This is a genomic window from Streptomyces chengmaiensis, from assembly GCF_029846775.1.
Lineage (GTDB): Bacteria > Actinomycetota > Actinomycetes > Streptomycetales > Streptomycetaceae > Streptomyces > Streptomyces chengmaiensis.
Window position 1 is genome coordinate 292591 of sequence record NZ_JARWBG010000003.1, and the last position, 22975, is coordinate 315565.

A 22975-nucleotide genomic window follows, 5' to 3' on the forward strand; every position below is an offset into this window, starting at 1 on the left:
TGCGACGGGCAGTTGACAAAGTCCCCGCGAAGTGTCCCGCTCCGGCATGAGGGTTCGTACGACAGCCCGATAATTTTTCGCTGCTGTGCAGACCGCCGGGCTGCGGTCCGCCGTCGCAGGTCAGGCGGTGGGGGCCACTTCGGAGGCGTCCGTGCCGGGGGCGGCGGCCCAGCCCTGGGCGGGCGCGGTGGCGACGGCCCGCCACCACGGCGCGGAGGGAATGGCCGGGGCGGCCGGTTCGAAGGGTTCGCCGGGCCGGGGCAGGGCGATGCGGGCGCCGGCTTCGGCCGCGGCGTCGGCGGTCCCCTCGCCGGGCTCGGCCCAGGGGTGCGGGGCGAGATTGAAGGTGCCCCAGTGGATGGGGAGCATCACTCCGCTCGGGCGGCCGCCCTGGAGGTCGAGATGGGCCCGCATGCCCTCGGCGGGGGTCATATGGATGTCGGGCCAGTACTCGGAGTAGGCGCCGATCTGGATCATGGTGGCGTCGAAGGGGCCGTGCTCGGCGCCGATGTCGGCGAATCCGGGGAAGTAGCCCGTGTCACCGCTGTGGTAGATCCGGTGCTCGGGCCCGGCTGCCGCCCAGGAGGCCCAGAGGGTGTGCTGCTGGTTGCGCAGCCCGCGGCCGCAGAAGTGGCGCGCGGGGGCGGCCGTCAGCGTGAGGCCGGCGATCCGCGTCGACTCCTGCCAGTCCAGCTCGCGCAGCCGGTCGGCGGGGACGCCCCAGCGCTCCAGATGCGCTCCCACGCCGAGCGGGACCGCGAAGACCGTGTCGGTGGAGGCAAGGGAGCGGATGGTGGGCAGATCCAGGTGGTCGTAGTGGTCGTGGGAGATCACGACGGCGTCCACGGGGCCGAGCGACGCGAGCGGCACGGGCACGGGGTGCAGCCGCTTGGGGCCCACGAAGGAGAAGGGAGAGCACCGCTCGCCCCAGACCGGGTCGAAGAGCACCCGTCGGCCGTCGATCTCCGCGAGGACGCTGGAGTGGCCCATCCAGGTGAGCCGGAGCCCGGACGCCGGAGGCTTGGCCAGCTCGGCGAGGGTGGTGGGATGGACGGGCACCGGGGCGACGGGCGAGCGGAGCGCCCTCGCCTCCTTCTGGAAGTAGATCTTGGCGAACTCGACCAACGAGCCGTTGGAGGGTCTGGTCCGCGCCCCTGCCGGGTTCTGGAAGGAGCCGTCGGAGAAGTTCGGCGAGCGTCGGATGCGCTCCCAGCGGGCGCCGGACGGGTCGGCCCCGAAGGCAGCCGGGCGCAGCGCGCGAAGCCGGGCGCGCAGCGGATGCATCGAGGTGGGGCCGGTCACGACAACCTCCTGGTGGCGTGGTCTCTCCATTATGGGCGGCAGGTCCGACAGGGCTCAGCGGGCGGGCTGTCCGTAGGCCCGTTCGATGTGCAGCCGCAGCACGAGCCGCTTGTCACGGACCATGGCGCGGCGGTAGTCGTCCCAGTCGGGGTGTTCTCCCTGGACGTCCCGGTAGAGGGCGATCAGCTCCTCGACGGTGTCGTCGGACGGGTCCGCTGCGACCGGGGTCAGCTCGGCGGTCCCCTCGACGACCGTCCAGGCCCAGCGGTCGGCGCTGGTGACGTGGTAGCCGGCGCGGGGGTCGCGGCGCAGATTCCTGGTCTTGGCCCGGTCGTCGGTGATGGAGACGCGGATGATCCGCTCGTCCGGGTAGTACGCGTGGTTCACATTGGACAGCTGCGGTCTGCCGTCCCGCTTCAGGGTGACGAGCACGCCTCCGTCGTATTCGGCGAGCAGCGCGAGCAGCGCGTCCTGCTGGGCCTCGTTCTCCGTCATGCTGGGACCAACGCATGCACGGGGGCCGGTGTTCCTGATGTCGCCGGTGTTCTGGGGGATGTCACATTCTCCGGTGCGGGATCCGTCGTACGGGTGAAGGGCGCACAAGCGCCCGGCATCGCAGAGGAGGGATCCCTCATGGCCCGCATTTCGCTCGACCCGCCGCGCACGCTGCTCTTCCGGTTCGTCGAGAAGTACTCCGGGCGGGTGTACGGCAGGGTCCTGGACCCCGTTCGGGCGCTGGCCCACAACCCCCGTGTGCTCTGGGCGGACCTGCGCTTCGAGCAGTCGGTCGCCAAGTGGAAGCAGCTCGACGCGGATCTGAAGGAGCTCGCCGTGATGGCGTCGGCCGCGGCGATCGGGTGCAGCTGGTGCATGGACTTCGGCTACTGGGTGAGCCGGACGCGGGGCATGGACCCGCGCAAGCTGCAGGACCTGCCCGTGTGGCGGGACAGCGACGCCTACACCCCGCTGGAGCGCGACGTCATGGAGTACGCGGAGGCGATGACCGCGACTCCGCCGGAGGTGGACGACGAACTGGCGCGGCGGCTGCGCCTGGCCCTCGGCGAGCCGGCCTTCGTGGAGCTGACGGCGATGGTGGCGGTGGAGAACCTGCGGTCCCGGATGAACTCCGCCCTGGGGCTGACCAGTCAGGGCTTCAAGGACCGCTGCGAGGTCCCGGCGATGCGGGCGGCCGCGTCGACACGGGCGGAGGCCGGTTCAAGCGCTGACTGATTGTCGAATCAGATAGCCGGCCCCTGGCGACCCCGTCGTATGACCGCTGTGCCGGACGTCATGACCGCTGTGCCGGACGTCTCGCCGCCTCCCGCCCCGCCGCTGCTGAAGCTCATATGGACCGACCCGGTCACCCGCTGCCGCGGGCGCCCGGTCGTCGACCGGCTGGTTCACGGGGCCGCCCGCGACGGGCTGCGGATGCGCCGGGGCTGCACGCTCGCGGAGGTGTCGGGCCCCGCCGCGGGATGACGGTGAAGGAGGCCCGCCTCGGCTCGGCCAGGGCGTCCGCGACCGGGCGGCGGCCGGGGCCGGACTCGTCCCGACGGTCCGGGCGGACCTGCGCGGTGTACGGGGTGGGTGAGGCCTCGGAAAGCGGCTGTGTAGGGTGACGGCCGTGGCACGAGTACGGCTGAGCGTTGCGGAGCGGCGCGAGGAGTTGCTGGACGCGGCCGTCGAGCAGATCGAGGCGCGGGGCGTGGCCGCCGTGCGGATCGCGGACGTGGCCTCGGCGCTCGGCGTGAGCAATGCGCTGGTGCTGTATCACTTCTCCTCCAAAGAGCAGCTCGTCTCGGCGGCGTTCGCGCATGCGGCCGCCGCCGACCTCGCACATCTGCGCAAGCTGCTCGGCCGCCGCACGACCGCGGTGCGCAGGCTGCGCGCCGCCGTGCGGTGGTACGCCCCGACGGGGCAGGCCAAGGGCTGGCGGCTGTGGATCGAGGGCTGGGCGGCGGCGCTGCGGGAACCGGTCCTGCGGGATGTGGCGCGCGATCTGGACCAGCAGTGGAAGGCGGCCCTGACCGAGGTCATCGCCGAGGGCGCGGCCGGCGGCGAGTTCGCCTGCGCCGACCCGGCGTCGGCGGCGTGGCGTCTGACGGCGTTCCTCGACGGGCTCGCGGTGCAGATGACCGCGTACACGGGGCGGCTCTCGCGGGCGGCGATGCTGGAGTGGGCGGACGACGCGCTGGCCCGCGAACTGTCCCTGGACCGCGCGGCCCTCACCGCGGCGGCCCGCTGACACGGCCGCTGCGGTCGCCCCACGGCCGCGCCGGGGCGCCGGCCCCCAGGCAGAACCGTCGTCAGGCCGTTCCGTCGGCGCGGCCCGCCGCCCCCGGGAGGTACGCGGGCCCCGGGCGTGTGGCATGACGCCGCCTTGCGCGGCACGCCCCCCTTCGCCGGCACACGGCCGGGTACGGCCCCTCGGCACAGGCTGACCACCGGCCATCCCGACGGAACGTGCCCGCCGCCCCGCAGGAGATGCGCCGGCCGCCGGCGTCACCGCCCCGGCGGGCATCCCGGAGGCGCGTAGCTGCCGCTCCCGGCAGGACGCGGGCGGCAGCCCGGCGAAACCTCCCCCGGAGGGGCCAGGGAGGGCGAAGCCCCCGCTTCGCTACAGGGGCAGGAGGTCCGGGCGCTTCGCGGCCACGTGGTCGCCGGAGCTTTCGCCGCGGAGTCGGCGGCCGATCCAGGGGACCAGGTGGTCGCGGGCCCACTGGATGTCGTCGCGGCGGACGTCCAGGACGCCGCGCGGCGGCTGCGGCGGCCACGGCTGGTCCGGGTCGGCGGGGACGTCGAGGCCGAGGACCTGGGCGGCACGCAGGGCGACGCGGGTGTGGCCCTCCGGGGAGAGGTGGAGCCGGTCGGCGTCCCAGGCGCGGCGGTCCTGGACGGACCTGAGGGACCACAGGTCGAGCACCGGGCAGTCGTAGCGGTCGGCGATGGCCCGCACATGCGCGGTGTAGGTGGCGATCTTTCCGCGGAGATGGCGCAGGACGGGGACGCCGCGGGTGTCGAAGCCCGTGGTCACCATGACGGTGCCGACGGAGCCCGCGAGGTCGGCGACGGCGCGCTCGAAGCGTTCGGCGACGTCGTCCGGGTCGGTGCCCGGACGGATGATGTCATTGCCGCCTGCGCAGAACGTCACCAGATCCGGGGCGAGTTGTCTGGCCCGGGGGACCTGTTCCTCGACGATCTGGTCGAGGAGACGGCCGCGCACGGCGAGGTTGGCGTAGCGGAAGGTGTGCTCCGGCATGCGGTCGGCGAGCAGCACCGCGAGGCGGTCGGCCCAGCCGACGTACGTCCCGTCGAGGCCCGGGTCGCCCACGCCTTCGGTGAAGCTGTCACCGATCGCCGCGTACGACTCGAATGCGCCCTTGTTCTCTCTTCTCGAATCGTCTGCCACAGGGCAGCATCATTCCCCCGCAGATGTGACCTACGCGACCGTAAGGAGGGGTTGACGGGAGGTGATCTTTGCCACCGGTCAAGTTTTCGCCAACCCGGAATACCACCGCGCCCCTCGCAGCGCCGGGCTGCGAGGGGCGCGGATGGATGCGCGTCTGCGTGGGACGGATCAGATGGACACGCCGTGCTGGCGCAGGTACGCCACCGGGTCGATGTCGGAGCCGTACGACGGGCCGGTGCGGACCTCGAAGTGGAGGTGCGGGCCGGTGGAGTTGCCCGTGGAGCCCGACAGGCCGATCTGCTGGCCGGCGCTCACGCTCTGGCCGGAGGAGACGGACAGCGAGGACAGATGGGCGTACTGCGAGTAGGTGCCGTCGTTGTGGCGGATGACGACCTCGTTGCCGTACGCGCCGCCCCAGCCGGCGGAGACGACGGTGCCCGCGGTGACTGCCTTGACCGTGGTGCCGGTGGCGGCGGCGAAGTCGACGCCGGTGTGGTAGCCGCTGGACCAGCTGGCGCCGGAGGCGCGGTACGGGGTGGTGACGCTTGCGCCGGAGAGGGGCGCGGAGTAGCCGGAGACGCTGGCTGCCGGCTGGGCCGCCTGAGGCTGCTGGGGCTTCTGCGCAGGCGTGGACTCAGCGGCGGACGCCTTGGACGTGGAGCGCTCGGGGGCGGCCTTCTTCTTCGGCGCCTTGGGGGCGCTCTGGGCCTTGCTCTCGGCCTTCGCCTCGGTCTTCGCCTTGGGCTTGGCCTTTGCCTTCGCCTTCGCCTTCGCGGGGGCGGACTGCTCCGCTGCCTTGCCGTGGACGGTGAGCTTCAGCCCGGGGTGGATCAGCGACGGGTTGTCGCCCACGGCCTCCCGGTTGTCCGCGTACAGCCGCTGCCAGCCGCCGCGCACATCGTGCTCGTCGGCGATCTTGGACAGATAGTCGCCGGGGACGACCTCGTAGGTGGTCGGCGTGGCCTTCCGCGCCTGCTTCTTGACCGCATCGCCGGACTTGGCGTCACCGGCGGGGGCATGGGCGGCCGCGGCGGTCACGGCCTGCCGCGGCGCGGCGGCGGGCGCGGACGTCTCCGCGGCGTGGGCGCCCGCCGGGGACAGCAGCGGGATGGCGATGGCGGCGCCGCCTGCGCCCGCGGCGACAAAACCGCGTGCGAGCGGGCTGCTCTTGGGACGACGGTGCTTACCCTTCGCGGGCATGGCGATTTCCTCTCCGGCGCCTGCGAGGTGAGCTGTCGGGTTCGGGCTGGAGATGCCCGGCCACGCGGTGACGCGGCTTCACCCCAAGCCGTCCGGAGCGGCGACTCCGGCGCGGCGACTTACCTGGTTCCCCCGCTCCTGCCACGCGTGTGTGGGGTCGTCATTCCGAACGGCGGCAGGATTAGGCGGTCCGTCCGGATCGGTCGTGACCGTAAACGAGCCGAGCACAGCGGAACAAGCCTTCCGATTCCCCCGGCATTGAGCGCTGTGATATCGGCGAGGAATTCCGGTCACCCTCCGTCGATGAAGGCGATTCAAATTCCCACCTCAGAAAGGAATTCACCGTCCGGCATCCGCCACGGTCCGTTACGGATATGACGCTGCTCACGTACCGTTTCCCATCTCCCCCTCAGCCAGGGCAGGTTATTACTAAAGGTGCAATTCGGGCAGACATCGGAAGTCATGCCAAATCACCACCCCGCTCACCGATGCGGCGGTCTGGTGTACCCATGGGGCGCACCGCATGACGAATCGGCCGGCCGGACAGAACCCGTGCGCGTGCCCCCGGTGAGATCATTTGACGTATGAAGTGATGTCGTATGGTCGGGAACACGTCACCGTCGGCGACCAACGCCGACGCCGTCACACGAGGAGCCCCAAGTGACGCAGCAGTCGCCGCAGGTGCCATCGGCCGAGTCCCAGCTCACCGGAGTCCGCAACTTCCGGGACGTGGGCGGCCTGCCGACCAGGGACGGACGGCAGGTGCGGTACGGACGCCTGTACCGGAGCGGCCATCTGGCACACGCCACGGCGAGGGACGCGACCTTCCTGGCCGGCCTGGGGCTCCACACGATCTTCGACTTCCGCAATGCCGCGGACCAGAAGCTCGAAGGCCCGGACGTCGAGCTGCCGGGCGTGCGCAATGTGAATCTGCCGCTGACGGATCCGGCCGACGGCGCGGAGTTCTGGAAGATGGTCCGGGACGGCGACCTCGACGAGCTCAGGTCGATACTGGCCGACGGCAAGGCGGCCGGCCGGATGACCGAGACCTATCGGCTGATCATCAAGGAGCGGACCGCCGAGCACAGCCGGGTGCTGCACGCACTCGCGGAGGACAGCGTCCCGGCGCTGATGCACTGCGCCGCGGGCAAGGACCGCGCGGGGCTGTCGATCGCGGTCGCCCTGCTCGCCCTGGGCGTCGAGCGCGACGCCATCGAGGCGGACTACCTCAAGTCCAACGACCCGCACCGCCGCTATCCGGTGAAGCGCGGGGACAATGCGCCCTCCGGGACGTCTCCCGAAGTGATGGACCTGCTCAGCCCGCTGTTTGACGCGCGCAGCGAGTACCTCGACGCTGCCTTCGCCGCCATCGAGGAGACCTGGGGCGGTGTCGAGCGGTATCTGAACGAGGGGCTGAAGCTCGCCCCGGACACCCGCGAGCGACTGCGGTCGCGCTTCCTCGATGAGGCGTGAACGCCGTCGGAGGCGGTCACTGGTTCTGCCCCCCGAGGAGGAACAGCAGATACAGGAAGGCCGCGAAGAGATGGCCGGCCACCAGATAGGCGAACAGGCGCACCACCAGCCCTGTGGGGAGTGAACGCTCTGGCTTCTGCCCTGTTTCACCCATTGACGTCACGGTCCTTTCCCGGGTTTCAGATATGCGGATGCACATCAGGGCTCTGCAGCAGCGTGTGGACGAAGAGCGCCTCGGCGCCTTCGCGTCCGGTCGCCGCCAGGCGGTGCGGGGTGAGCGAGTCATAGTGGGCGCTGTCGCCGGGGGCGAGTTCATGGACGCTCTCCCCCAGCGTCAGCCGCAGTCCGCCGCGCAGCACATACAGCCACTCCTCGCCGGGGTGCACCCGTACGAGATCGCCCTGGGCGCCGTACGGGATCTCCAGCCGCAGCGCCTGCATCGCCCGGCCGGGCCCGCCGGCCTGGTGGTACGTCCAGCCGTCGGCCCCGGTCGGCTCCCGGCTGCCCGCCCGGATCACCGGCTCGCGCTCCGGCGGGGTCTCGCCGAGCAGCTCCGCGACGGTCGTGCCGTAGGTCCGGGCGAGTGCCAGGAGCATCGGCAGCGACGGCTGACGACGGCCGGTCTCCAGCCGGGACAGATGGGCCGGGGAGAGCCCCGCCCGCTGGGCGGCGTTCTCCAGGGTGAGGCCGCGCCGCCGGCGCAGTTCCCGCAGGCGCGGGGCGACATCGGGCACAGCCTCGCCCAGGGCGGACGGGGAGAGGGGAGAAACGGAGGAGGCGTGAGAGAGGGGAGAGGCACCGGGGCGGCGACCTCCGGGGAGTCTCGGCATGCCTCCATTCCGCCAGGTTCTTCCCTCATCGGCAAATTTCTTGCCTGAGAGGCAAAGCACTCCGCGGCCGCGGCCGCCTCAGCGCGCGGCCATGGCCTGCTTCACCAGGATCCTTCCGAAGTCCCAGATCAGCCCCCCGCCGCTGTGGGCGTCGTCCATCACCTCGGTGAAGGCCTCCAGGAACCGCTCGACCTCCCGCTCCCCGATGATCAGCGGCGGAATGAGTTTGATCACTTCAAGCCGGTCGCCGGAGACCTGGGTGAGAATCCGGTGCTTCTGCAGCAGCGGCACGACCACCATCTGCGCGAAGAGGCCCTTGCGGGCCGCCTGGAGCATGGCCCAGCGGCTGCGCAGCTTCAGCGAGGAGGGTCTGCCGAACTCGATGCCGATCATCAGTCCGCGTCCGCGTACGTCGTGCAGCAGCTCATAGCGGTCCTTGAGCACCGTGAGCCGCGTCTTCAACAGCTCCCCCGCCGCCCGGGCGCCCGCCACGACCTGCTCGTCCTCGATCACCGACAGTACGGCGAGCCCGGCGGCCATCGCCTGGGCGTTGGACCCGAAGCTCGCGGAGTGCACGAGCACCCGGTCCATCGACGAGTAGACCTTCTTGAAGATCCAGTCCTTGCCGAGCGTGGCGCCGACGGGCACATAGCCGCCCGAGAGTGCCTTCGCCACGCAGACCAGATCGGGCTCGACGCCGTCCTCGTGCTGGTACGCGTAGAAGTCACCGGTCCTGCCGAGCCCGGTCTGCACCTCGTCGGCGATGAGCAGCGCCCCGTGCCGGTGCAGCAGTTCCTGGGCGGCGCGCAGATAGCCCCGCGGCGCCTCGTGCACGCCCTTGCCCTGGATGGGCTCCACCACCAGGGCGGCCACATCGCCGCGGACGAGCTCCGCCTCGAGCGCGGCGAGATCGCCCAGCGGCACGGCGGTGTCGGGCAGCAGCGGCGCGAACCCGTCGCGGAAGCCGGCCTCGCCGTTGACCGACAGGGAGCCGACGGTCAGCCCGTGGAAGGCGTGGGAGCAGTACAGGACCCTGGGCCGCCCGGTGACGTACCGGGAGAACTTCAGCGCGGTCTCCACGGCTTCGGTGCCGCTGTTGCCGAAGAAGACGCGGTCCAGATGCGGGCTGTGGGCCAGCAGCCGTTCGGCGAGCAGCCCCGGCAGCGGCGGGCAGTCGAAGCGGGTCAGGTCGGCGAGCGAGGCGTCGAGGACGTCGTGGAGTGCCTTGCGTACGACGGGGTGGTGGCGGCCCAGGCCCATCACCCCGAAGCCGGCGAGCATGTCCAGGTAGTCGTTGCCGTCCGCGTCGTAGAAGTACGCGCCCTCGGCCCGCTCGTAGATCTTGTCGAAGCCGATGGTGTGCAGCATCCGGGGCAGCTGGTGGTTGAGGTGTCTGGTGTGCAGCTCATGGCGTTCGCCGCCGCGCTCCGCGAGGAGTCTGGCGAGGTCGAAGCCGGTGCCCGTCATGTCGCCCGTCGAGGTCATGAGGCGTTCTCCTTGGCGGCCAGTGCAGCGCTGATCTGTCCCGCGATCTCCACCGCGGTGAGGCCGGCGTCGGCGAGCACCTCGCTGCGCTTGGCGTGGGCGAGGAACTGCTCGGGGATGCCGAAGGTACGCAGCGGCACATCCACGTCCGCGTCGCGCAGCACCTGGGCGACGGCCGAGCCGACGCCCGAACTGCGGCAGTTGTCCTCGACGACCGCGGTGAGCCGGTGGCGTGCCGCGAGCGGCGGAAGGCGCCCGTCGACCGGTTTGACCCACCGCGGGTCGACGACCGTGCAGCCGAGGCCGCTCGCTTCCAGCAGCCCGGCGGCCTCCAGGCACACCCCCGCCAGCGCGCCGGCCGACACCACGAGCACATCGGGGTCTCCGGTGCGGGCCGGCCGGTGCAGTACGTCCATGCCGCCGATCCGGTCCAGCGCGGGGACGGGATCGCCGACGGACTCCTTGGGGAAGCGCACGACGGTCGGCGCGTCGTCGACGTCGACGGCCTCGCGCAGCAGTTCGCGCAGCCGCTGGGCGTCGCGCGGGGCGGCGATCCGCAGCCCGGGGACGACCTGCAGGATGGACATGTCCCAGATGCCGTTGTGGGACGCGCCGTCGGCGCCGGTGACGCCGGCCCGGTCGAGGACGAAGGTGACGCCGCACCTGTGCAGCGCCACATCCATCAGCACCTGGTCGAAGGCGCGGTTGAGGAAGGTGGCGTACACGGCGACGACCGGGTGGAGCCCGCCCGTGGCGAGACCGGCGGCGCAGACGGCCGCGTGCTGCTCGGCGATGCCCACGTCCCAGACCCGTTCGGGGAAGCGCTCGGCGAACTCCGTCAGGCCGACCGGGTGCAGCATCGCGGCGGTGAGGGCCACGACGTCCGGCCGCTCGGCGCCGATCTCGGCGATCTCGTCGGCGAACACCGAGGTCCAGGAGCGGCCCTTCGAGGGCGTGAGCGGCGCGCAGGTGAGGGGGTCCATCACTCCGACGGTGTGGAAGCGGTCGGCCTCGTCCAGCAGGGCGGGGGCATAGCCGCGGCCCTTCTGGGTGAGGCAGTGCACCAGCACCGGGCCGTGGAACCGCTTCGCGCGGCGCAGCGCGGATTCGACGGCGCCGACGTCATGGCCGTCGATGGGTCCGACGTACTTCAGCCCGAGGTCCTCGAACATGCCCTGCGGGGCGAAGGCGTCCTTGAAGCCCTTCTTCGCACCGTGCAGCGACTCGTACAGGGGACGGCCGATGACGGGGGTGTGCTGGAGGACGTCCTTGCCCCAGGCCAGCGCCTGTTCGTAGCCGTCGGCAGTGCGCAGGGTGGCGAGGTGGTTGGCGAAGCCTCCGATCGTGGGGCCGTAGGAGCGCTCGTTGTCGTTGACGACGATGACCAGCGGGCGGTCCTTGGCGTCCGCGATGTTGTTCAGCGCCTCCCAGGCCATGCCTCCGGTGAGCGCCCCGTCGCCGATCACTGCGACGACGTGGTCGCCGCGCCCGAGGACCTCGTTGGCCTTGGCCAGGCCGTCGGCCCAGCCCAGGACGGTCGAGGCATGCGAGTTCTCGATGACGTCGTGGTCGGACTCGGCGCGCGAGGGGTAGCCGGACAGGCCGCCCCTGCCGCGCAGCTCGGAGAAGTCCTGGCGGCCGGTGAGCAGCTTGTGGACATAGCTCTGGTGCCCGGTGTCCCACAGAATCCGGTCCATGGGCGAGTCGAAGACACGGTGCAGGGCGATCGTCAGCTCGACCACCCCGAGGTTCGGGCCCAGATGGCCTCCGGTCCTGGCCACCGCATGGATGAGGAACTGCCTTATCTCCTCCGCGAGGTCATCGAGATCGGCGCGCTCGAGCGCCTTGAGGTCGTGTGGTCCCCGGATGCTCTCCAGCATGGCTGTGGTTCCGCCCCCTCTCTGCCGCCGCCCGGGTCACCCGCGTGGTCCCGAGACCGTCTCCCGTGCCGCCCTCAGGGACTCCTTCAGTGAACCCATGGTGGCGAGCACGGCGGTGGGCTCATAGCCGCAGTGCGCCATGCAGTTGGCGCAGCGGGGGTCCCTGCCGCGGCCGTACTTGTCCCAGTCCGTCTCCTCGATGAGCTCCCGGTAGGTGGGCACATATCCGTCGCTCATCAGATAGCAGGGGCGCTGCCATCCGAAGAGCGAGTAATTGGGGATGGCCCATGCGGTGCAGGGAAAGTCTGCTTTCCCTTCCAGGAAGTCGAGGAACAGCGGGGAGTGGTTGAGCCTCCAGCGGCGCCGGTTGCCGCCGGCGAACGCCTTCCGGAACAGTTCCCGGGTCTGCTCCACGCCCAGGAAGTGCTCCTGGTCGGGGGCTTTCTCATAGGCGTAGGCGGGCGAGATCATCATCTCGTCGACCTGGAGTTCGTCATTGAGGTAGTTCAGCACCTCGACGACGGTCTGCGGGGTGTCGGTGTTGAAGAACGTGGAATTGGTGGTGACCCGGAAGCCACGCCGCTTTGCTTCCTTGATGGCTTCCACGGCCTCGTCGAAGACGCCTTCCTTGGCGACGGACTCGTCATGCCGCTCACGCAGTCCGTCGATGTGCACGGCGAAGGCGAAATAGGGAGAAGGCGTGAACTTCTCGATCTTCTTGCGCAACAGCAGGGCATTGGTGCAGAGAAACACATATTTCCGCTTCATGACCAACTGCCGTACGATCTCGTCGATCTGGGGGTGCATCAGCGGCTCTCCGCCCGCGATGGACACCATCGGGGCCCCGGACTCCAGCACCGCGCCCACCGCCTGCGCCACGGGCATCCGCTGCTTGAGCACGCCCGCCGGATGCTGGATCTTGCCGCAGCCCTCGCACTTGAGATTGCAGGCGTAGAGCGGTTCCAACTCGACGATCAGCGGAAACTTCTTACGCCTGCGCAGCTTCTGTTCGAGAAGGTAGGTCCCGACCCTGATGGTCTGGCGGAGCGGCATGGCCATCTGGCTCACCTCCTGGGGAGCAGCAAAGAACGGTGCCATTCGAAGAAAGCGGGAACGACGGAGCGAAGGACGCGGAAGGCTGATATTCCACCGCGTACCGTCCCGATGCGGACCAGTTCATGTTCTGGAGCGTCCACGACCACCCGGACGGCCGCAACCGGACGTGGCCCGGCGGCCAGCGCCGCGCCGAGCGTGACGGCGGACTCCATGTCGACGGCGAGGGCGCCCGACGCCCGCAGTTCCGCCCTCTCCGGGCCGCGGACGACATGGTCGGAGCCGATGAGCGGGCCGGTGTGCACGGTGCGGCCGGGCACCGCCCTGGCCACCGCCGCCACCAGCCGGCCGGCGTCCGTGCAGCGGGTGACGCGGTCCCCCAGCCGGGTCTCGTCGGCGACGACCAGATCGCCGGGGTGCATGCCGGCGGCCAGCCCGGCGCAGAAGCCGGACGCGACGACCGCCGTGGCCGCCGAGGAGGGGTCCGCCAGGGCGCGGCGCAGGGACCGCTCCGCGCTGTGCGGCCCCATGCCGGTGCGCAGCACGGTGAACGGTCCCCCGACGCCGCCGGCCGGGCCGCGTACGCCGCTGCGCAGGGCGAGCTTCTCGATCCCCAGCGCACAGGCGATCAGCAGCGGTGCGTCGGCGCCGGACACGGCTTCGGCCGCCGGCTCGGGGGCGGTGCCCGGGGGCGTGTCCATCAGCCCCCCTTGCGGGCGCCCGCGCGGGCCATGGGGGGCTCGCCGTGCACATAGCGGCCGAGAGCGGTGAGCGGGAAGACCTGCCGGTACAGGTGGTAGTTGATGGAGAAGTCCCAGGGGAAGCCGGTCCCGGTGAAGTGCGGCTCGTCCCAGCTGCCGTCGGGCCGCTGGGCGTTGGCCAGCCAGACCGCTCCCCGCTCGGCCGCCCTGCTCTCCCGCTCCCCGGCCGCGAGCAGCGCCAGCAGCGCCCAGGCCGTCTGGGAAGCGGTCGAGTCGCCCTGCCCGATGCATCGGCGCTCCCGGTAGGAGCGCAGGTCCTCGCCCCATCCGCCGTCCTCGTTCTGCACGGAGGCCAGCCAGTCGACGGCCCGGCGGATCGCGGGGTGGGCCGCGGGCACCCCGGCCGCGATCAGCGCCGGCACCACGGAGCCGGTCCCGTAGAGGTAGTTGACGCCCCAGCGCCCGAACCAGGCGCCGCTCGGCTCCTGCTGCCCGAGCAGCCAGGCGACGCCGCGCCGTGCCCTGGGGTGGGCGGACAGCCCCTCGTACGCGAGCATCTCCACGACATGCGCGGTGACGTCGGCCGACGGCGGGTCGATGACCTCGCCGAAGTCGCAGAACGGCAGCCGGTTGGGGAACGGGGAGTCGTTGTCGGCGTCAAAAGCGCCCCAGGCGCCGTTCTTTGACTGCATGCCGAGGTTCCAGCGCAGCCCCCGGGCGATCGCGATGTCCACCCGGAGGGGGTCGGGGTGTCTGACCCTGCCGAGGGCGAGGACGACCTCCGCGGTGTCGTCGATGTCGGGGTAGGTGTCGTTGTGGAACTCGAACGCCCAGCCGCCCGGGGTGAGATGGGGTCTGCGCACGGCCCAGTCCCCGGGCCGGGAGATCTGCTCGCCCAGCATCCAGTCGGCGGCCCTGACCAGCGCCGGGTGGTCGGCGGGCAGTCCGGCGTCGGCGAGCGCGATCACGGCGAGACAGGTGTCCCAGACCGGCGACTGACAGGCCTCGACCATCCGCGCGCCGTCCTCGCGCCAGACGGCGAACCGGTCCAGGGACGCAAGGCCTTCGCGCATCACGGGATGGTCGAGGTCGTAGCCCAGCAGATGAAGGGCGATCAGCGAGTACACGGCGGGGGGCTGGATGCCGCCCCAGCAGCCGTCGTTCTCCTGGCGCTCGATGATCCAGCGTGCCGCGGCGTTCATCGCGATGCGGCGGAGCCGCCGCGGCGCGACCTTGTGGTAGAGGTGGAGAGCCTTGTCGGCGCGCTGGAAGAAGCCCCGCCAGCTGACCGCGGGGGCGAGGGCGCCGGGGGGACGGGGCCGGGCGGGGTCGGTGTGCAGCTCGTCCAGGGGGAAGGGCGCGGGCCGCACCGGGCGCTTCGCGGAGACGATGGTCAGAGGGACGATGGTCTGCCGCGCCCACTGGCCGAAGTCGTAGATGTTCAGCGGGAACCACGGCGGCAGGAAGATCAGTTCGGGTGGCAGCTCGGGGAGGTCGTCCCAGCGCCACCAGCCGAAGAGCGCCAGCCAGATGCGGGTGAAGACACGGGTACGGGCGATGCCGCCCTGGTGGCGGATCCAGGCGGAGGCGCGCGCCATGTGGGGGTCCTCGGGCCGGTCCCCGGCCAACCGCAGCGCCACATAGGCCTCAACGGTCGTGGACAGCTCGGAGGGCCCGCCGTGGAAGGTGGCCCAGGTCCCGTCGTCGCGCTGCTCACCGCGGATCCAGCGGGCGGCGGCCTCGGTGACCCCGTCGTCCCGGATGCCGAGGAACTGCCGCAGCAGCAGATCCTCCGCGTCCATCGTCACATTGGTTTCCAGGTCGCCCTTCCACCAGCCCTGGGCGTCCTGGCGGCCGAGGAGGCAGTCGGCCGCGCGCCGCATGGCGTCCTCGGCGATCCGTGCGACATCGCCGGCGTCGCCCCCCGCGGGACGGACGCCGGTCGCTTCGCCGGCCGCGGCCGTGCCGGCCCCGGAGGGCCGCCCGCTTCCGTCGGTCGTCGCTGTCATGGCTTCCCCTTCGTGCAGTCGGTCTCTGCTGCTGGGTCTGCCGTCGGCCGACGCCGTGTGCGGCGCCGGCCGGCGACCTCCTGGGGGCCGGTGAACTTCGGCTCGGCGGTGTCGGCCCCTCAGGACGGGGGTATACGCGGGTCGCTCATCTCTTGCGGACGACCACGAAGTCGGCGAGCGCGGCGAGCTGGTCGCGGATGTGCCCGGGCATGTCGACCGAGTCCAGCGCCTCGATGGCCACGGCGTGCTGGCGGCGTGCCTCCTGGACGGTCCACTCGCGGCCTCCCGCCTCCTCGATCAGCGCAGCTCGGGCCGCGAACTCCTCCTCGGAGAAGTTCTCGACGTCGCTGCTCTTGGCGTCCGCGGCGAGCAGTTCGCCGAGCCGGGCGGCGGCGGGGCCTTCGGCGGCGAGGGCCGCGACGACCGGCAGGGACTTCTTGCGCTGGCGCAGATCGCTCCAGGTCTGCTTGCCGGTGGCTTCCGGGTCGCCCCAGATGCCGAGGAGATCGTCGATGGCCTGGAAGGCGAGGCCGAGGTGGTGGCCGTAGGCCTCGAGGCGGTCGGCGACCCGGTCGTCCGCGCCGCCGAGGACGGCGCCGATGGAGACGGCGCAGGCCAGCAGCGCGCCGGTCTTGTTGCCCTCCATCTCCAGGCACTCCTCGACGGTGACCCGCTCGCGGTGCTCGTAGGAGATGTCCTGCGCCTGGCCGTCGATCAGCTTGCGGGTGGCGACGGTGAGCCGACGGGCCGCGCGGCCCGCCTCGACGGTGCCGAGCTCCAGCAGCACCTCGCCCGCCAGCGCGAACAGCGCGTCGCCGACGAGGATCGCCTGGGCGGGTCCGTGCACCTTCCAGACGGTGTCCCGGTGGCGGCGCTGCTCGTCGCCGTCCATCAGATCGTCGTGCAGCAGGGAGAAGTTGTGCACCAGCTCCACGGCGACCGCGCCGGGCACACCGACTTCGGCGGGCGCCCCGGCCGCCTCCGCGGACAGCAGCGCGAGGGCCGGGCGCACGGCCTTTCCGCCATCGCCGTCGGCGGGCCGGCCCTGGGCGTCGATCCAGCCGAAGTGGTAGGAGGCCACGGTGTCCATGGGCGGTGCGAGCCGGTCCACTGCGGCGCGCAGCACCGGGGCGGTCATGGTCCGCCCGCGCTCCAGCAGCGCGGCGATGTCCACGCCGGGGGCTCTGTCTGCGGTGTCTTCGGCAGCGTGCGCCGAGGGCACTGGGGGCACGGTCTCTCCTCTTGTTCCGGTGCGAAGGCTCATGCCGCCTCCTTGAGCGGATGGTCGTGGTGGCGGCCGAGCGTCGCGAGGGCGGCGCCGGCGGCACTCAGTCCGCTGCGCACGGCGCCCTCCATGGTCGCGGGCCACCCGGTGGCGGTCCACGCGCCCGCAAGGTACAGGCCGGGGGCGCGGGTGCGTGCACCGGGCCTGAGGCGGCCGACGCCTGGCGTGGGCGCGAAGGTGGCGGTGCGTTCGCGGGTGACGAAGAAGTCCCGTACACGGGCCTCCCGGGCAGCGGGCAGCAGCCGCTCCAGCTCCGGCAGGTAGGTCTCGCGGAGCCGGGCGACGGGCGTGTCGATCTCGTCGTGCGCGGCCGACTGGGAGACGGCCAGATACTGGCCGTCCTGCGCGCCGGAGGCGTCCGTGCGGTCGAAGACCCACTGGACGGGGCTGCCGAGGGCGGCGAAGAAGGGCCGGCGCAGCACCGTGCGGTCGTACAGGACGTGCAGATTGAGGATCGGGGCGGTGCCGATGTCGAGGAGCCGGTCGGGGTCGTAGAGCGCTCCGTGCGGCAGCAGCGCATGCGCCTCGCGCTGGGCGACGGCGAGGACGACGGTGTCCGCGGTCAGCTGTTCGCCCTGGAGGCCGACCTGCCAACGGCCGTCGCCGGCGCGGGTGAGGGAGCGGACGCGGGTGGACATTTCGGTGCGGACCCCGGCCGAGTCGAGGGCCTTGCGGGCAAGCGTGTCGTGGAGTTCGCCGAGCGGCACGCGGGCCCAGCCGATGTCCGCGGCGCCCGGCTCGGACAGCAGCCCGGTCTTGAAGACCATGGCCGCCAGTCCCATGGAGGCGTGCGGCGCGGTCGCGTTCAGCGTCGCCACGCCGACGAGGTCCCACAGGGCTTCGACGGTTCGCCGTGACTGGCCGTGGCGGCCCAGCCAGGTGGCGAAGTCGATGCCGTCGAGCGCCGGATCGGCCGGGTCGAGGCGTTTGAGGGCGAGCGCGGCGCGCCCGACGCTCGCCCGCTCGGCCAGCGAGAGGTGCGGATACGCGGCCAGGCCGGCGGCGAGGTGCAGCGGCACCGGCAGGGAGGTGCGCCGGAGCCTGCCGAGCCGTGGGCCGCGGGGGTGGGCGACGTCGAGGACGGGGACGTCGAGCCGGTGCTGGAGGGGGGCGAGCGGGGTTCCGTCGACGCGGTCGAGGAACCAGCGGTACGCGGTGCAGCAGCGCAGATAGACGTGCTGGCCGTTGTCGACGGTCAGCTCTCCGCGGCGGAAGGAGAAGGCGAGGCCGCCCAGTCGGGGGCGGCCTTCGACGAGGGTGACGTCGAGTCCGGCGTCGGCGAGTTCCAGTGCCGCGGCCATGCCGGCGAGTCCGCCGCCGACCACCACGGCCGAGTGTCCCGGCCGGCTGTCGTGGTCCGTCATGCGCCCTCCCCTCGGGCGGCTGTCGGAGTCTGGGACGCAGCCGGCCGGCAGTGGGTTGCAGGAGTGAGCCGCAGATGCATCAGGCGCGCCCTCTCGGATTCCGGCGGGTGACATGGCGGGCGTCGAGCCCGGACAGTCCGCGTACCGCGACATAGGCCTTCTCGCGGCCGGGCAGTGAGACACGGCCGCGCAGCACGGCCTGCGGGTCGCGTTCGATGCGGTCCAGCAGGCGGCGGTAGATTCCGGCCATGGCGGCCACGCAGGCGCCGCTGCGCCGGTCGAGCATGGGCAGCAGCCGGTAGCCCTCGGCGAACAGGGCCCGGGCGCGGCGGACTTCGAAGTGCACCAGGCCGGCGAAGTCGGCGCCGGGCGGCGGCGCTGAGCTGTGGAAGCCGTCGGAGCAGCCGAACTTGGCGAGGTCGTCCGCGGGCAGATAGGTGCGGCCGTGTGCGGCGTCCTCGCGGATGTCGCGCAGGATGTTGGTGAGTTGCAGGGCGAGGCCGAGTGTGTCGGCGTACTCCGCGGCGCGCTCGACGCCGCGCGCGCCGGGCTGGGTGCCGAACACGCCGAGGGAGAGCCGTCCGATCGCGCCGGCGACACACCGGCAGTAGAGCTTCAGGTCGTCCCAGGTCTCATACGTCTCGCCGCGCACATCCATCAGAACGCCGTCGATCAGCTCGTCGAGGCCGCCGAGCGGGATCGGAAAGCGCCCGGCGGCGTCGGCGAGGGCGACGGCGACCGGGTCGGTGTCGTCCTCGCCGACCTCGCCGCGACGGATCCGCTGCAGCAGTTCGCGGGTGGCTTCGAGCCGCTCGCGCTTGGCGTCGGCGTCCAGGCCGCCGTCGCCGATGTCGTCGACGCGCCGGGAGAACGCGTACAGCGCGGACATGGCCTGGCGCTTCTCCGTCGGCAGCAGCCGGATGCCGTACGCGAAGTTGCGCGCCTGCCGTCCGGTGACGGCCTCGCAGTAGGTGTACGCGGCCATGACCGGTGCGGGCGGCTGGGTCGGTGACTCCATCGTCCGGCTCACCTCTCTCTACGCGCTCTTCGCAGGACGGCGCCCGTCTCCCGCAGCAGTTGCGCCGTGGCGGCCTTCGGCGGCCCTGGCAGTACATCGAATCCCGCGGCCGCGATCGCGGCGAGGGCGGCGCGGCCCCCGGCGACGAACCCGGCGAGGAGCAGCCGCAGCCTTCCGTGGACGCTACCCACGAGAGGTGCGCCTTCATCCAGCAGCAGCCGGGCGCGTTCGGCCTCGAATGCGATCAGCGCGCGCACCGACGCGCCCCCGGTGGGGGCGGCCAGGTCCGCCTCGGTGACATGGAAGCGCCGCATGTCCACAGCGGGCAGATACACGCGGTCGCGCCCGAGGTCCTCGGCGACGTCCTGGAGGTGTTCGACGATCTGGAGCGCGGTGCACACGGCGTCGGAGCGGCGGATGCGTTCGGGCGTGGCGGTGCCGGTGATCTGCAGCACGAGCCGGCCGACGGGGTTGGCGGACAGCTCGCAGTAGGCGACGAGGTCGTCGTAGCTCTCGTAGCGGCGTACCCGCTGGTCCTGCCGGTTGGCCTCGACAAGGCCGAGGAACGGCTCGGGGGTGAGCGAGCGGCGGCGCACGGTGGGAACGAGGGCGCGCAGCAGGGGGTGGCCCGGCGTCCCGCCCGCGGGGTCGAAGACACGGCGGAGGTCGGCCTCCAAGGCGTCGAGCAGGGCGAGCCGGTCGCCTGCCCGCTCGGGGGCGACGCCGAGGCTGCGGGCGTCCGCGCCGCCGGGCGCGAGGTCGCCGTCGCCGATGTCGTCGACGAGGCGGGCGTAGCCGTATACCGCCATGAGGTCGCTGCGCCAGGCGCGGGGCAGGAAGAAGGGGGCGACGGGGAAGTTCTCGTGCGCGGCCTTGTCGAGAGTGGCGGACGCGTCGGCCTGGGCGCGGTGGGCGGCGGCGGTGGGCGCCGGGAACCCCTCCGCGCCCTCGGACGGTCCCCGAGGTCGCTCCGAGCCACGGGTGCCCGCCGCCGCGGGCTGCCGGGCCCCAGTCACTGCGGGCTGCCCGGCGCGAGGACGGCGAAGACTTCGCGAAGCTGGAGATTTCCCGTCATTGCCGTCACATCTCCCGTTCTACACTGCCGACCCATTACATCCTATTTCGGACACGCCGCCGGGCGTCAGCACCGGTACAGCTTACGTCGTGGAACGCGCTCCGTTGCGCGCAGGTGCTGCGTGCTGCACCGGAACACCGCCGCTTCCCAGGACGCGGAAAGGCCCCCGCCGGGATGCTCGGGTCGGGGGCCTTCCTCCGGGCGCGCCGGCGCTACTTGCCGGTCTCCTTCTCGTACGCCTTGATGACCTCGTCGGTCGGGCCGTCCATCAGCAGTTCGCCCTTCTCCAGCCACAGGACGCGGTCGCAGGTGTCCCTGATCGACTTGCTGCTGTGACTGACCAGGAAGACGGTGCCCGCCTCCTTGCGCAGCTCTCGGATGCGTTCCTCGGAGCGGATCTGGAAGGGGCGGTCGCCGGTGGCCAGCGCCTCGTCGATCATCAGCACGTCATGGTCCTTGGCCGCGGCGATGGAGAACCGGAGCCTGGCCGCCATGCCGGAGGAGTAGGTGCGCATCGGCAGGGTGATGAAGTCGCCCTTCTCGTTGATGCCGGAGAAGTCGACGATGCCCTGGTAGCGATCCCGGATCTGCTCCCGCGACATGCCCATGGCCAGGCCACCGAGCATGACGTTGCGCTCTCCAGTGAGATCGTTCATCAGCGCCGCGTTCACACCGAGCAGCGAGGGCTGTCCATTGGTGTAGACGCGGCCGCTCTCCGCGGGCAGCAGGCCCGCGATGGCCCGCAGCAGGGTGGACTTGCCCGAGCCGTTGGTGCCGATCAGGCCGATGGCCTCGCCCCGGTACGCGGTGAACGACACTCCGCGCACGGCGTGCACCTCGCGCATCCCGCGGGACGCGCCCTCTTCGCGGCGGAGAATCCGGTTGAGCGCCGCCGTGGCGCTGCCTCGTCCGCCGCTGCCTCCGTTGACCCGGTAGACGATGTGCAGCTCGTCGGCGATCACGGTGGGCACGCGGGCCTCATGCCGGTTGTCGGTGTTGTCAGCCACGGCCGTACCGCTCCTCAGCCTTCCAGAAGTACACAAAGCCCCCGACGCCGAAGATGAGCGCCCAGGCGAGCGCGGTGGCCCACACATGCTGGGGCAGGTACTCGGAGCCGTATCCGTCGATCAGCGCGAAGCGGATCAGGTCCATATAGACGGCCGCCGGGTTGTACAGCAGCAGATCGGCGATCCAGGCGGGCTTGTCCTTGAGCATCAGCGGGATGGAGAACATCACGCCGGACGCGTACAGCCAGGTGCGCATGATGAACGGCATCAGCTGGGCGAGGTCCGGGGTCTTGGCCCCGAGCCGCGCCATGATCATCGCCAGGCCGGTGTTGAAGACGAACTGCAGCGCGAGCGCGGGGATGACCAGCAGCCAGGACAGTGAGGGATAGCTGCCGAAGGCCATCACGATCGCTATCAGCACGACCATGGAGAACAGCAGTTGCTGGAGCTGCTGGAGGGAGAAGGAGATGGGCAGCGAGGCCCGTGGGAAGTGCAGGGCGCGCACCAGGCCCAGGTTGCCGGAGATCGAGCGCACGCCCGACATCACGGAGGTCTGGGTGAAGGTGAAGACGAAGATGCCCGTCACCAGGAAGGGGACATAGATCTCGGTGCCCATCCCCCGATTGGCCCCGATGATCAGACCGAAGATCAGGAAGTAGACGAGGGCGTTCAGCAGCGGCGTCACCACCTGCCACAGCTGCCCCAGCTTGGCCTGACTGTACTGGGCCGTGAGCTTGGCCTGCGAGAACGCCAGGATGAAGTGGCGCCGCCCCCACAGCTGGCGGACGTACTCGGTGAGCCCCGGCCGGGCGCCGCTCACCGTCAGTCCGTGTTTGGCGGCGAGTTCCGCCGGTGACAGGCCGGCGTCCGACGATGGCGGAGGGCTCACCGTGATGGCGCCGTCATGGGTTGTGTCACTCACAAGTGGAAACTTTCGTCTTCAAGATGCGCGACAGTTCGGGCTCTGATGCGTGAGCCCGATGCTCTCAGAACCGAGCTTGTCAGATGACAGGAGGTCGGCCCAGCCGGGTGAGCCGCCATACAGTACGCCACTTCATGGGGCGCCGGGGACCGCAGGCAGCGCGCCAGCCTTCCCGGAATCCGCCGAACCAGGCCTTGAGCGCCGGCGCCGTGGGCCGCCGCAGCAGGGTGAGCAGCACCCAGACCCCCAGATAGACGGGGATCAGCGGGGCCGGCAGGTTGCGCCGCGCCACCCAGACCCGGTTGCGGGCCACCATACGGTGATACACCGCGTGCCGGGAGGGCGGCGTCGTCGGATGGAAGAGCACCATGTCCGCGCGGTAGTCGATCGCCCATCCGGCGTCCAGCGCACGCCAGGCGAGGTCGGTCTCCTCATGGGCGTAGAAGAACTCGTCCGGCAGCCCCCCGACCTGTGCGAAGACCTGGGTGCGGACCGCGTTGGCGCCGCCGAGGAACGTGGTGACCCGCGAGGAGCGCATCGGGTCCGAGGCGCGCAGCCGGGGCACATGGCGGCGCTGGGTGCGCCCGGTGACCGGATCGGCGATGCGGAAGCTGACGATTCCGAGCCGCGGGTCCTCGTCGAAGGCCCGGCGGACCAGGTCGGCGGTGGTGGCGTCGGGCAGCAGCCCGTCGTCGTCGAGGAAGAGCAGCACATCCACGTCGGAGCCGGCGGGGCCGAAGGCCTCGATGCCGACGTTGCGGCCGCCGGGGATGCCCAGGTTCTCGGGCAGCTCCACGGTGCGCACGCCCTCGGGAAGGCCCGTGACGGGCGCTCCGTTGCCCACGACCACCACCTCGATGGCGTCGCCGTGCTGCTTGGCGACCGAGTCGAGCAGCGCCCGCAGCTCCTCGGGGCGGTCGCCCATGGTGATGACGACCGCGCCCAGCTTCATCTCGCTCATC

The 22975-nt window shown here is 71.5% G+C and carries 22 protein-coding genes and 1 riboswitch; of the genes, 4 read left to right on the top strand and 18 right to left on the bottom strand.

Going from position 1 to position 22975, the window contains the following annotated elements; genetic code table 11:
* Positions 1–120 precede the first annotated feature (120 nt).
* Positions 121–1284, bottom strand: coding sequence for an MBL fold metallo-hydrolase (locus QCN29_RS04630; RefSeq protein WP_398859115.1), 1164 nt, complete (start codon positions 1282–1284; stop codon positions 121–123).
* A gap of 72 nt (positions 1285–1356) precedes the next feature.
* Positions 1357–1797: a PPOX class F420-dependent oxidoreductase gene (locus tag QCN29_RS04635; protein WP_279926384.1), complete on the bottom strand. Its 441-nt coding sequence runs from the start codon at positions 1795–1797 to the stop codon at positions 1357–1359.
* 138 nt (positions 1798–1935) lie between these two features.
* On the opposite strand from QCN29_RS04635, the gene QCN29_RS04640 reads away from it, so the two are divergent.
* From QCN29_RS04640 to QCN29_RS04650, 3 genes are all read left to right on the top strand, one after another.
* Positions 1936–2532, top strand: a complete 597-nt coding sequence (locus QCN29_RS04640) for a carboxymuconolactone decarboxylase family protein (protein WP_279926385.1) — start codon at positions 1936–1938, stop codon at positions 2530–2532.
* Positions 2533–2571: 39 nt separating this feature from the next.
* Positions 2572–2781, top strand: a complete 210-nt coding sequence (locus tag QCN29_RS04645) for a hypothetical protein (protein WP_279926386.1) — start codon at positions 2572–2574, stop codon at positions 2779–2781.
* A gap of 145 nt (positions 2782–2926) precedes the next feature.
* On the top strand, positions 2927–3547 hold the full coding sequence (locus QCN29_RS04650; RefSeq protein ID WP_279926388.1) for a TetR/AcrR family transcriptional regulator: 621 nt from the start codon (positions 2927–2929) through the stop codon (positions 3545–3547).
* Between the two features lie 372 nt (positions 3548–3919).
* Here QCN29_RS04650 and QCN29_RS04655 read toward each other — a convergent pair whose 3' ends face one another.
* On the bottom strand, positions 3920–4711 hold the full coding sequence (locus QCN29_RS04655; RefSeq protein WP_279926389.1) for an SGNH/GDSL hydrolase family protein: 792 nt from the start codon (positions 4709–4711) through the stop codon (positions 3920–3922).
* A 168-nt stretch (positions 4712–4879) separates the two neighbouring features.
* Positions 4880–5911: a LysM peptidoglycan-binding domain-containing M23 family metallopeptidase gene (locus QCN29_RS04660; protein ID WP_279926390.1), complete on the bottom strand. Its 1032-nt coding sequence runs from the start codon at positions 5909–5911 to the stop codon at positions 4880–4882.
* Between the two features lie 2 nt (positions 5912–5913).
* Positions 5914–6084: riboswitch (cyclic di-AMP (ydaO/yuaA leader) on the bottom strand.
* 487 nt (positions 6085–6571) lie between these two features.
* Between QCN29_RS04660 and QCN29_RS04665 the strand changes: the two genes are divergently transcribed.
* The gene (locus tag QCN29_RS04665) at positions 6572–7384 is read left to right on the top strand and encodes a tyrosine-protein phosphatase (RefSeq protein ID WP_279926391.1); all 813 of its coding nucleotides are present in this window, start codon (positions 6572–6574) and stop codon (positions 7382–7384) included.
* Positions 7385–7400: 16 nt separating this feature from the next.
* On the opposite strand, the gene QCN29_RS04670 is transcribed toward QCN29_RS04665, so the two are convergent.
* From QCN29_RS04670 to QCN29_RS04735, 14 genes are all read right to left on the bottom strand, one after another.
* Positions 7401–7538 (bottom strand): DUF6126 family protein, encoded by a 138-nt coding sequence (locus QCN29_RS04670; protein ID WP_279926392.1) that lies wholly within the window; start codon positions 7536–7538, stop codon positions 7401–7403.
* A 25-nt stretch (positions 7539–7563) separates the two neighbouring features.
* Positions 7564–8214, bottom strand: a complete 651-nt coding sequence (locus QCN29_RS04675; RefSeq protein WP_279926393.1) for a helix-turn-helix domain-containing protein — start codon at positions 8212–8214, stop codon at positions 7564–7566.
* A 78-nt stretch (positions 8215–8292) separates the two neighbouring features.
* On the bottom strand, positions 8293–9699 hold the full coding sequence (locus QCN29_RS04680) for an aspartate aminotransferase family protein (protein WP_279926394.1): 1407 nt from the start codon (positions 9697–9699) through the stop codon (positions 8293–8295).
* The gene (dxs, locus tag QCN29_RS04685) at positions 9696–11579 is read right to left on the bottom strand and encodes a 1-deoxy-D-xylulose-5-phosphate synthase (protein ID WP_279926395.1); all 1884 of its coding nucleotides are present in this window, start codon (positions 11577–11579) and stop codon (positions 9696–9698) included. Before dxs ends, QCN29_RS04680 begins: the two co-directional genes overlap by 4 nt.
* Positions 11580–11615: 36 nt before the next feature.
* On the bottom strand, positions 11616–12638 hold the full coding sequence (gene hpnH / locus QCN29_RS04690) for an adenosyl-hopene transferase HpnH (RefSeq protein WP_279926396.1): 1023 nt from the start codon (positions 12636–12638) through the stop codon (positions 11616–11618).
* 5 nt (positions 12639–12643) lie between these two features.
* The gene (locus QCN29_RS04695) at positions 12644–13333 is read right to left on the bottom strand and encodes a phosphorylase family protein (RefSeq protein WP_279926397.1); all 690 of its coding nucleotides are present in this window, start codon (positions 13331–13333) and stop codon (positions 12644–12646) included.
* Positions 13333–15342 (bottom strand): squalene--hopene cyclase, encoded by a 2010-nt coding sequence (shc, locus tag QCN29_RS04700; RefSeq protein WP_279926398.1) that lies wholly within the window; start codon positions 15340–15342, stop codon positions 13333–13335. The genes QCN29_RS04695 and shc overlap by 1 nt, the downstream gene beginning before the upstream one ends.
* A gap of 145 nt (positions 15343–15487) precedes the next feature.
* On the bottom strand, positions 15488–16606 hold the full coding sequence (locus QCN29_RS04705; RefSeq protein ID WP_279926399.1) for a polyprenyl synthetase family protein: 1119 nt from the start codon (positions 16604–16606) through the stop codon (positions 15488–15490).
* Positions 16603–17991, bottom strand: a complete 1389-nt coding sequence (gene hpnE / locus QCN29_RS04710) for a hydroxysqualene dehydroxylase HpnE (protein ID WP_279926400.1) — start codon at positions 17989–17991, stop codon at positions 16603–16605. The genes QCN29_RS04705 and hpnE overlap by 4 nt, the downstream gene beginning before the upstream one ends.
* 79 nt (positions 17992–18070) lie before the next feature.
* Positions 18071–19009 carry a presqualene diphosphate synthase HpnD gene (gene hpnD, locus QCN29_RS04715; protein ID WP_240137130.1) on the bottom strand — a complete coding sequence of 313 codons (939 nt, stop codon included), beginning with the start codon at positions 19007–19009 and terminating at the stop codon, positions 18071–18073.
* An 8-nt stretch (positions 19010–19017) separates the two neighbouring features.
* The gene (hpnC, locus tag QCN29_RS04720) at positions 19018–20025 is read right to left on the bottom strand and encodes a squalene synthase HpnC (protein ID WP_279926401.1); all 1008 of its coding nucleotides are present in this window, start codon (positions 20023–20025) and stop codon (positions 19018–19020) included.
* Between the two features lie 271 nt (positions 20026–20296).
* Positions 20297–21091 carry an ABC transporter ATP-binding protein gene (locus tag QCN29_RS04725; RefSeq protein ID WP_279926403.1) on the bottom strand — a complete coding sequence of 265 codons (795 nt, stop codon included), beginning with the start codon at positions 21089–21091 and terminating at the stop codon, positions 20297–20299.
* A complete protein-coding gene (locus tag QCN29_RS04730) occupies positions 21084–22013 on the bottom strand; it encodes an ABC transporter permease (protein ID WP_279926404.1) in 930 nt (309 codons plus the stop codon). Before QCN29_RS04730 ends, QCN29_RS04725 begins: the two co-directional genes overlap by 8 nt.
* A 79-nt stretch (positions 22014–22092) precedes the next feature.
* A complete protein-coding gene (locus QCN29_RS04735) occupies positions 22093–22974 on the bottom strand; it encodes a glycosyltransferase family 2 protein (RefSeq protein WP_279926405.1) in 882 nt (293 codons plus the stop codon).
* Position 22975 lies beyond the last annotated feature (1 nt).